The following is an 8,777-nucleotide window of genomic DNA, read 5'->3' as shown; positions in this document are numbered from 1 at the left end:
TAATATTTCTTAAGAAGGGGTTACGTTTTCACCTAAAGAGTGTAACCCTTTTTCTCTCCTTTTCCAGCTATTTCCTCGTACTCAGAGCTTTTTTGTTTCTCTATCTCGGATCTAGGGTAGAGAGGTTGCTTGACGCAGAGTTTTATCCGCTAAGTGTGCATATCGTTGTGTTGTGGCCGCTTGAGTATGACCTAGTAGTTTTCCAACAATGCTCAAGCTTAGACCGCTTGAGACAAGATGCGATGCATGTGTATGACGGAGATCATGAAGTCGCACATCTCTTAGATCTGCGCGGTTTTTAATTATTTCCCAAGATTTTTTGATTCCTTGAAGAGGTCTGCCTTGAACCCTTCCAGGAAAGAGATATGGGCCCTTTACCTCGGTTTGAATTTTTTTTATGAGATCAAGAGCTTGTGAGGATAGAGGGAGATGTTCCATTTTCTTTTGTTTGGTTGTATGCGCAGGTTTTGTCCATATTCCTTTTTCTAAGTCAAATTGTTCCCATTTGGCATGCAAAACTTCGTTCCTTCTTGAGCCCGTTAAAATTAATAGGCAAATGGCATTCGCAATATTTTGGTCCCGATATACTTTGAGAACTTTCCATAAACGTTGCAATTCCTCTTCTTTAAGCCATCGATTTCTGTTGTGCTCCTGGTATCTCTCTACACCTAAAACAGGATTGGTGTTCCTCCATCCCCATTGAATTGAGAGACTAAACATTTTGCTTAAAAGTGAGCGAACACGATTGGCCATATAAGGAGTTTTTTTGAGGTTTTTATGAATCTTAAGGATGTCTTGAGAAGTAATTTCCTCAACTTTTAAGGTCCCTAAACTCTTCAAAATTATATTTTGAAGCATAGCTCGGTCTTCTGTGTAACCTTTGGTCTTTTTATTAATTTTAGCATGCAATTCAAGATACTTTCGAGCAAGCTCTTCTATAGCTGGTTTTAACCTTTTAGCTTTATTCTCGTGAGTGGGGTCTTCACCCGCATTTACTTTCAACATGAGTTGTACAGCTACATCACGTGCTCTTTCTGTGGTAATATTACCATGTACGCCTATTTTTATCTTACAGTTCTTACGGTATTGATTACGAAACTGGACAAAATAGCTTTTACGTCCAGTCGGATAAATACGCAAGCCAAAACCTATAATTTCTGTATCCCATACATATTTACGCTTCGTTTGATCTGGAGTAATGCTTTCAACAAGACGTTTAGTGAGTTTTTGTCGATGTACGGATGAGTTTTGCATAAGAAGGATCCTTTATTATTGAATGCCAAGAAAAATATGGTTTCAGCATAGCATCCACAAACTTTAACTTCAATAAAAAAGGGGAGCATATGGGGAGCAACAGAACGAGAATCAGAGAGATTTTTATAGATGTAGAGAGAATCTAAATTCATCATATATCATTGATACATATAATAATATAGAACTTAATAGATTTACATAAATTATAGGATCATCTAACTACGGATCAGGGGGTTAGGAGTTCGAATCTTCTCGGGCGCACCATACTTTCTGAGGCACTCAGAAGCTTTCATTTGTCCTAGAAATTGAATTGTCATCAATTTAGATGGAGCTTTTCGTTTTTTGGTGACTGAGAAGTCTCTTTAGGCTTAATTTAATTTGTTGACTGGTAAAAAGGGAATGTCAAATGTCTAAAGAGGACTCTGATCAATCAATATATTGGTCTAAAAAGTTGCAGATCGGACATGATAAAATTAATCAGTTTGCGATAGATGTATATAAACTCATTGAAAACAAAAACTTTAAGACACTTTTAGATTTGGGGTGTGGCAATGGAAAGGATAGCCTGTATTTTGCGGCTCAGGGACTTGATGTTACCTCAGTGGATATCTCAAGTCGTGCCTTTCGTTCCATAAGAACGGAAAATCCTAACGTCAAGTGTCTTCAGGAGGATATTAGGAAGGTTGATTTTCCGGATAACTCTTTTGACGTAATATATGCACATTTTAGTTTTCATTATTTTAATGATGAGGACACTGAAGAAATTTTTAAAAATGCTTATAGAATGTTAGCGCCAAATGGTTTGCTGTTCGTAAGATGTATATCTACAAACAATGCCTTATATGGGAAGGGAATAAAAGTCGGTGAAAATATGTATGATTTTAAGCATGTGCGGCATTTCTTTGACACTAACTATATGGAACAAATGCTAAAAAGCACGGGTTTTTTGGTGGAACGTTCGGAAGAAGTTGTTTACGAAGAAGGAATCCACACTGCACATGTTATCGAAGGAGTGGGAAAAAAATGATAAGATACCAAAATATTATAGGATTTCAATTTAGCAGCAAGATTTTGAACTCCGGAAGTGGATTGAAATAACTCATAGAACTGGGCATTTGAGTTACGAGCAAAAATTAGAAAAGTATTTCCTATGAACCATAAAACAACCCTTCAAACGGACAGTGATGTATTGAAATTGCGGTATTTTACGAGTCGGATAGCCCTTAGTTACTAATTTTTTAGATGCTTATCGTAAGCTTTACGGATATTCCAACTGGACGGCGCTTTTGAAGCATACTCTCCTTCTTTGGTTCCAGAGGCGTCCTTGTCTCTAATTTCGTACAATAATACTTCTCCATTGCTGTTTAGTAATGTTGCCGTCCTAATGATGACTTTGCTGTCATAATTTAGTTGTGGAAGACATGTGCCCCAACCAAAGCGTGGACTATTCCATGAGGAATGAGATTGTTGTATAGACCCGGTGACGAAGCCGAAATCATTTTCGGATAGAGAGAGTTTATTTCGAAATTTGGACTCATTTATAATAATGTGAGAAGGATTTGTAAAATCTTCTTCTTTAAGAACAAAAATACCATCTATACCATTGTCAGGTCCTTTTTTTGTCGTACATGTGGAGTCTTTTTTTATGTCCTCATTCAAACGACTCCCTTTCAATAAGCCCAAACGCTGAGCATAATGTTCTTCTAAGACTTCATACCCTCGAGCTTGAAAGAAGAAATTTGCGGCAACTTCTCCAGCAATTCCTTTTTTCGTACCATCTAAGGAGGCTTTAAACGAACTCCAGATCTCTATTCCGGCATTAACTCCGGTTCGTCCTAGCAGTTCAGTCCTATATTTATTAAAAATTTTACCATTGGATCCAACTAAAGGCATATTTTGCCGGTGATCACTCAACTCAATCTCATCAGGTACAGCCAAACCTATGTTGGGAAATATTGCCAGAGAAAGAAGAATAATAAGGTTTACAAAAATTCTCATATGAGCCTCACTCAATTTATTAAAATATTTTATTATCTATTCACGAATATAAGATCAGATAGATGCGATGAATGCAAATTGAAATTAACTGCCATATACACAGTAAAATCGTATATTTTTTAGAAATATGAAAGCGGAGCGATCCCTTGTCATCGTACTTTAGTTAGCCGTCTCAATCCTCGTGAATATCCTCATGACATCCCTTGAGACTATTTTATTGCCCCCTGTGTACTGAACTTGCACATACGCAAAAATTTATGACGATATCTCTATGTGTTATACAGAAAATATGTATTATATCCCAGGTAATCTGGGGTTTGGAGGCCTGTACGCATGGATAAAATTATTTTTACTATCTTAATATGCTTGTTTTTTACATTACAGTCCCATGCGGGGGGACTCAGCGATAATGCAGATGATGATCATTTGGAACTCACGAGAATACAATCTGGGAAAATGCCTTCTGATCAGGAAGAGCTGTCCGCTTCTAGTACGGAGGATAGTTTAGCTGCCTCTAAAGCTATGTATATGAGTGTTCACGAAAGTATCTCAGACAAAAGTCTTGTCTGGGGTTGCGTATTTTTAAAAATGATAAAGGAAGGTGAAGGCTTGCTTTCTTCATTGAATGAGTTGCACTGCAATCAGAATAGCGCGGAAAATGAAGACAATGTTGAGGGAGTGGAAGATTTTGGAGAAAATGATATTTGGTTGAGGATTCAAGATCTATGTAAACATAGAGAAAAGGTAAAGACGATTTACAATTATGTTTTAAGTTCAACTAAACATCTACAGGTAGATTCACAAATCTGTATTCCAACTTGTGTTGAGCCGTGCAAACAACTTATTTTGAATGATGTGACAGGAATGGGTACCTTATCTTTAGCTATTGAAGCTGGACTGTCAAAATTATTGAGTAGAATTGACGCGTTTATTGGACAAAATCTATGCGATGATTGTTTTCTTAGTTGGAAAAATGGGGGAAGTAACACTTGAGACGCGTGTAGCTATTGTTAGGTCTCAGTGGGGTGTTTCCAGAGCTAGCAGGTTTTTGGCAAAATCCTTAGTTCCAAAGAGGTTAGGAGCCTTTACTATCTCTCCAACTTCAAGAGCGAAGTTGAGCAATTCGTATTAGGATCGCGTCCTCTTTTTTTTCTTCTCTGTACTCGTCAGGCCTAATTCCACATCTTCCAGTTGCTTGATCTCGTCACGTAGGCGGCCGGCATCTTCGAATTCTAAATTAGAAGCAGCTTTAAGCATTTGTTTTTCAAGTTTCTTAATGCGGGCCTGGCGTTCTTTGGTTGAGAGATGATCATCAGTATCCGAAAAGCTAACGGTCATATGATCTTTTTCATAGACGCTTTCCATAATAGAAGAAATGTTTTTTTGGATGCTTTGAGGGGTGATGCCATGCTCTGTATTATAGGCTTTCTGTCTTTCTCGGCGTCGATGGGTCTCCTCGAGAGCCCCTGTGAGAGAACGCGTCATTTTATCTGCATATAAGACAACTTTGCCGTCCACATTGCGTGCCGCACGGCCAATGGTCTGAACTAAGGCTGTTTTTGATCGTAAAAATCCTTCCTTGTCAGCATCTAAGATAGCGACCAATCCACATTCTGGAATATCCAGTCCTTCTCGCAAAAGGTTGATACCCACCAGAACATCATAAGTTCCCAGCCTTAAGTCTCGGATGATTTCAATACGTTCCAAAGTTTCCACATCAGAATGTATGTATTGAACTTTCAGGCCTGCTTCGTTCAAATATTCCGTCAAGGCTTCAGCCATCTTCTTGGTCAAAGTTGTAACGAGAATCCGTAAGCCATTCTTCACAGTCTGTTTGCATTCGGCAATCAGATCATCAACTTGAGATTCCGTGGGGCGCACTTCGCAAACAGGATCGATCAGTCCTGTGGGACGGATAATTTGTTCAACAATTTCTCCGTGTGTTCGCTCTAATTCCCAGGGGCCAGGGGTCGCAGACACGAAGACAGACTTAGGGCGCATGCTATCCCATTCTTCAAAGTTTAGGGGGCGGTTGTCTTTACAGGCCGGCAATCTAAAACCAAAATCGGTTAAGGTCTTTTTCCGTGCGGCATCTCCCCGTGACATGCCGCCGATTTGTGGCACTGTGACGTGGCTTTCATCCACAAACAAAAGAGCATCCTTGGATAAATATTCGAATAGGGTAGGTGGAGGTTCTCCCGGAGCACGCCCTGTCAAATAGCGAGAATAGTTTTCAATGCCCGGACACATGCCAATGGTCTCTAGCATTTCGATATCAAAGGTTGTTCTTTGGGACAATCGTTGGGCTTCTAATATCTGATTGGTAGATTCTAGTTCAGCAACCCGCAGCTTTAAGTCTCGTTTGATTTCCTTAATGGCTTGCTGCAGCGTTGGACGCGGTGTCACATAGTGGCTGTTGGGATATATTTTGATATCAGACAGCACGTCTTTTTTCTCTCCCGTTAGAGAATCAATCTCATGGATAGATTCAATTTCATCCCCAAAAAGTGAGAGGCGCCAGGCCCGATCTTCATAGTGAGAAGGAAAGATTTCGACCGTATCTCCCCGGGACCGGAACGTCCCTCGGGTAAAACTTATATCATTTCGTTGATATTGGAGTTCAACCAATCGGGAGAAAAGTTCTTGTCGGTCGATTTGTCCTCCTGTTTTCAAATTAAGCATCATCTGTGAGTAGGTTTCTACGGAGCCCAGGCCGTAGATACAGGAGACACTAGCAACGATGATCACGTCATCCCGTTCTAAAAGGGCGCGGGTAGCAGAATGCCGCATGCGATCAATCTGCTCGTTAATAGTCGCTTCTTTTTCAATGAACGTATCCGTGCGGGCTACATAGGCTTCTGGTTGATAATAGTCATAATAGGATACAAAGTACTCTACGGCATTATTTGGGAAAAAATCTTTCATTTCCGCATAGAGTTGTGCTGCCAGAGTCTTGTTATGGGCCAAAATAAGCGCTGGGCGTTGGCACTGCTCAATTATGTGCGCCATGGTAAAGGTCTTACCTGATCCAGTAACCCCCAATAGGACTTGGTCTTTTTCTCCAGCATTTATGCCACCAACCAACGCTTTGATGGCTTCGGGTTGATCACCGGCTGGGGAAAAATCGGAATGCACCCTGAGGGGGGCTCGTTTTTCCTTGGACGCGTTTTCCATCTGCATACCAGAAAATAGATCTGGATTTTGTGTCATCGGGTTGTCTTCCTCTTTAGGGACTGCTCAGGTATACTGATAAAAACAAGGCTAAGATCTGATGGGAACAAAAGACAAATCCTCATACAAGTCCTGGGAAGGATTAGCACAGAAGGAACTAGGAGGCAAATCTCTTGAAGAGCTGAGCCGATCTACCATTGAAGGCATTCCCACTCAGCCTCTTTATACATCTGTTGGGGCTGAATCCGATGGGACCTATCCTGGAATCCATCCTTTTCAGAGGGGCATCTATGGGACCATGTACACAAATCGTCCATGGACCCTGCGTCAATATGCAGGATTTTCGACAGCGGAAGAAAGTAATGCCTTTTACAAGGAATCCCTAGCACACGGGCAAACGGGCCTTTCTGTGGCCTTTGATCTTCCCACCCATCGTGGCTATGATTCTGACAATCCTCGCATTTCAGGAGATGTTGGAAATGCAGGCGTTGCCATCGATACGGTCGAGGATATGAAACGGTTATTTGATGGAATTCCTCTCGACAAGGTGAGTGTTTCCATGACCATGAATGGAGCGGTGCTTCCAATTTTGGCCTGCTTTATCGTGGCTGCTGAAGAGCAGGGGGTGTCCCAGGATAAACTGATGGGAACGATTCAGAATGATATTCTAAAGGAATTCTTGGTCCGGAACACATATATTTATCCACCAGGACCCAGCATGACCATTGTTGCAGATGTGATTGCTTACCTTGCCAACCATTGCCCAAAATTCAACTCTATATCGGTATCCGGCTATCATATGCTGGAGGCGGGTGCCACCATTGTTCAGGAATTAGCTTTTACCATTGCAGATGGTATTGAATATGTGCGAACGGCCCTAAACAAGGGGTTGAAAATTGATGAGTTTGCGCCTCAGCTGTCTTTCTTCTTTGGGATTGGTATGAACTTCTTTATGGAGATAGCAAAACTACGGGCGGCGCGCGTCCTGTGGGCTCAGCACATGGAATCTTATCAGCCAGAGAATCCCAAAAGCAAAATGCTGCGTTTGCATTGTCAAACGTCGGGTGTCAGCCTGACTGCCCAGTCGCCTTACAATAATATCATACGCACGACTCTTGAAGCCTTGTCAGCTGTTTTAGGAGGGACACAGTCACTACACACGAATTCCTTCGACGAGGCCCTTGCATTGCCCACTTCTTTATCGGCCAATATTGCACGTAATACCCAACATATCCTACGAGATGAAACAGGTATTTCCCATGTGATTGATCCCTTGGGGGGAAGTTATTACGTGGAAAACCTTACCCAAGAGTTGATAGATCGTGCTTCAACACTTATCAAGAAGATCGAAGAAATGGGGGGCATGACGAAGGCTATAGAGAAAGGCTTTCCCCAAGGGGAAATCGAAAAAGCAGCCGTCGAACGACAGGCTCGGTTTGAAAAAGGGGAAGAGACGGTTGTAGGGGTAAATGCCTTTGTTGTAGAGGAAGCCGATGCGCCGGAAATTAGACGTGTCGAAACTCTGGCTGTTCAGGAAATCCAAGTAAAACGACTGAAAGAAACGCGTGCAAAGAGAGATATAGCAGCTTGTGAAAAGGCCTTAGAAAACCTTAAAGATGTAGCAAAATCTGGAGATGGAAATCTTCTAGAGGCCACCATAAAAGCCATGAGGCTTCGGGCCACTGTTGGCGAGGTCTCTAAGGTTCTGAGCGACGTTTTTACGCGTTACGAACCATCTGCAGGTGTTGTTGAGGGGACTTATGAAGCTGAATATAAAAACGATCCCCACTTTAAAGAAATTCAATTGAATGTACGTAACCTGAAAACAAAAAGAGGGCATTATCCTCGTGTTCTATTGGCCAAGATGGGGCAAGATGGACATGATCGAGGGCTTAAAGTGATTGCAACCGCTTTGAGTGATTTGGGATTCGATGTGACGTTGGTACCGATGTTTCAAACCCCTGGCGAGATAGCGGCCCTTGCTGTTGAAAAGGGTATAGACGTCGTAGGCATTTCTTCACAAGTTGCTGGTCATCGGGTTATGGTTCCAGAGCTCCTACGTGAGTTGGAAACGGGTGGAGGAAAGGATATGGGGGTCATTTGCGGGGGTATCATCCCCTCAGAGGACCAAGAAATACTCAAGAAGTTAGGAGTTTTTGCCATATTCGAACCCAATACGAGCATTTTGGAAGCGGCAGATGTCATATTGAAATACCTGGGTATGCGGTTTACTCCACAAACCGGCTAAATCGCCATTATTTTGCAGTTGACTCCACTCGCTATTATATGTAGCACTTTATGCTATGAACACTTACCCTGAAGATGCAGTTGAATTAATGAACATGTTTTCAAAC

The 8,777-nt window shown here is 41.7% G+C and carries 6 protein-coding genes; 3 read left to right on the top strand and 3 right to left on the bottom strand.

From position 1 onward, the window contains the following. Positions 1–111: 111 nt before the first annotated feature. Complete coding sequence (locus HOL16_02435) at positions 112–1,254, bottom strand: tyrosine-type recombinase/integrase (protein ID MBT5389552.1); 1,143 nt, start codon at positions 1,252–1,254, stop codon at positions 112–114. A gap of 406 nt (positions 1,255–1,660) precedes the next feature. On the opposite strand from HOL16_02435, the gene HOL16_02430 reads away from it, so the two are divergent. Next, positions 1,661–2,281 carry a class I SAM-dependent methyltransferase gene (locus HOL16_02430; protein MBT5389551.1) on the top strand — a complete coding sequence of 207 codons (621 nt, stop codon included), beginning with the start codon at positions 1,661–1,663 and terminating at the stop codon, positions 2,279–2,281. A 203-nt stretch (positions 2,282–2,484) separates the two neighbouring features. On the opposite strand, the gene HOL16_02425 is transcribed toward HOL16_02430, so the two are convergent. Continuing rightward, positions 2,485–3,252, bottom strand: coding sequence for a hypothetical protein (locus tag HOL16_02425; protein ID MBT5389550.1), 768 nt, complete (start codon positions 3,250–3,252; stop codon positions 2,485–2,487). Positions 3,253–3,585: 333 nt separating this feature from the next. Between HOL16_02425 and HOL16_02420 the strand changes: the two genes are divergently transcribed. After that, on the top strand, positions 3,586–4,245 hold the full coding sequence (locus tag HOL16_02420; protein MBT5389549.1) for a hypothetical protein: 660 nt from the start codon (positions 3,586–3,588) through the stop codon (positions 4,243–4,245). Between the two features lie 135 nt (positions 4,246–4,380). On the opposite strand, the gene uvrB is transcribed toward HOL16_02420, so the two are convergent. After that, complete coding sequence (gene uvrB / locus HOL16_02415; GenBank protein MBT5389548.1) at positions 4,381–6,432, bottom strand: excinuclease ABC subunit UvrB; 2,052 nt, start codon at positions 6,430–6,432, stop codon at positions 4,381–4,383. A gap of 91 nt (positions 6,433–6,523) precedes the next feature. On the opposite strand from uvrB, the gene scpA reads away from it, so the two are divergent. After that, positions 6,524–8,671, top strand: coding sequence for a methylmalonyl-CoA mutase (scpA, locus tag HOL16_02410; GenBank protein ID MBT5389547.1), 2,148 nt, complete (start codon positions 6,524–6,526; stop codon positions 8,669–8,671). Positions 8,672–8,777 lie beyond the last annotated feature (106 nt).

The organism is Alphaproteobacteria bacterium (genome assembly GCA_018662925.1).
Taxonomy (GTDB): domain Bacteria; phylum Pseudomonadota; class Alphaproteobacteria; order 16-39-46; family JABJFC01; genus JABJFC01.
Note: the sequence above shows the minus strand (reverse complement) of the source record. Positions and strands in the feature narration are given on the sequence as shown.

Bases quoted from the DNA above. Each gene is read 5' to 3' on its own strand.
- HOL16_02435 (MBT5389552.1), bottom strand. From the start codon at position 1,254: ATGCAAAACTCATCCGTACATCGACAAAAACTCACTAAACGTCTTGTT.
- HOL16_02430 (MBT5389551.1), top strand. From the start codon at position 1,661: ATGTCTAAAGAGGACTCTGATCAATCAATATATTGGTCTAAAAAGTTG.
- HOL16_02425 (MBT5389550.1), bottom strand. From the start codon at position 3,252: ATGAGAATTTTTGTAAACCTTATTATTCTTCTTTCTCTGGCAATATTT.
- HOL16_02420 (MBT5389549.1), top strand. From the start codon at position 3,586: ATGGATAAAATTATTTTTACTATCTTAATATGCTTGTTTTTTACATTA.
- uvrB (MBT5389548.1), bottom strand. From the start codon at position 6,432: ATGCAGATGGAAAACGCGTCCAAGGAAAAACGAGCCCCCCTCAGGGTG.
- scpA (MBT5389547.1), top strand. From the start codon at position 6,524: ATGGGAACAAAAGACAAATCCTCATACAAGTCCTGGGAAGGATTAGCA.